1 pseudogene is annotated in these 1,284 nt (G+C 63.9%); it reads right to left on the minus strand.

Annotated elements, in window-relative coordinates:
• Nucleotides 1-87: 87 nt before the first annotated feature.
• Nucleotides 88-1,284: pseudogene (gene tnpC / locus F624_RS0131975) on the minus strand (IS66 family transposase); the annotation flags it as partial.

Genomic DNA, 1,284 nt, shown 5'->3' on the forward strand with positions numbered 1-1,284 from the left:
CATCGGCGCCCTCACCAGGCGCTGAAAATGAAGACCCCCGCTGAGGCTTATGCGTTAGCGGCCTGACCTGTGCAGAAAGTGCTGGGTCAATACAGCTGCTCTTTGGCCTGCCAGTTGGGTGCCCGCAAACAGCCTGTTTTTTCGACCGGTTGCCCAGGGCCGTATCTGCTGCTCGTCGTGGTTGTTGTCGATGGGCAAGGCCGGGTCTGCCAAGAAGCGCGTCAGCGCTTCCCAGCGGTTGAGGCTGTAATCGATGGCTTTGGCCGTTGCGCTGCCATCGGGTACTTTGATGCGGTGCAGCGTCAGCCACTCGTGCAGTTTGTCAGCGATGGGTTTGGACAGCGCTTGGCGCTGCATTTGTCGGATCTGCGGGGGCTTGTCTTTGAGCTCTCGCTCAATGCCGTAGAGCTGCCCGATCAACTCGATGGCCGTGGCGGCGATGGTGCTCTTGTTGGCCAGGTGCAGTTCGACAAACTTGCGCCGCGCGTGGGCCATGCAGCCCACCTCGATCACGCCTTGGTGGAAGCTGGCTTTGTAGCCCGCAAAGTCATCACACACGAGGCTGCCTTGCCAGTCGCCCAGGAAGTGGCGGGCATGTTCCCCAGCCCGGCTGGGGGCGAAGTCATAAACCACCGCCTTGAGCGCTTCAAACTCGCCAGCCGCATAGGCCCACAGGTAGGAGCGATGGGTCTTGCCCGTGCCGGGGGCCAAGGTGGCCACCGGGGTCTCGTCGGCTTGCAAGACGGCGCATTGCAGCAACTCGGCTTTGAGTGCATCGACCACAGGCTGCAGTCGCACGCCACACACACCCACCCAAGAGGCCAGTGTGGAGCGCGCAATGCCAAAGCCCGCCCGCGCAAAGATGGCCTCCTGACGGTACAGCGGCTGGTGGTCGGCGTACTTGGCCACCAGCACCTGGGCCAGCAGGCCGGAGGTGGGGATGCCCTTGTCGATGACCTCGGCGGGCACAGGCGCCTGGATCAGCGTCTGGCATTGGCCGCAGGCCCGCTTGCCGCGCACATGGCGTTGCACGGTGAACACGCCGGGTGTGTAGTCCAGCTTCTCGCTGACGTCTTCGCCGATGCGCTTGAGCTGGCAGCCGCAGCCTGGCGTGGTGCACACCGTGGCAGTGGGCTCGTGGGCGATGCTGATGCGGGGCAGCTCGGGCGGCAAGGCCTGGCGCTTGGGAATTTGCTTGGGCGCCTCAGCAGCTTGAGGGGCGGCCTTCAACTCGGCCAGTTCTTCTTCCAGTGCCGCGATGTCGGCCTGCACGGCTTCTTCAAA

The organism is Curvibacter lanceolatus ATCC 14669 (assembly GCF_000381265.1).
In the GTDB taxonomy this organism is placed as follows: domain Bacteria; phylum Pseudomonadota; class Gammaproteobacteria; order Burkholderiales; family Burkholderiaceae_C; genus Curvibacter; species Curvibacter lanceolatus.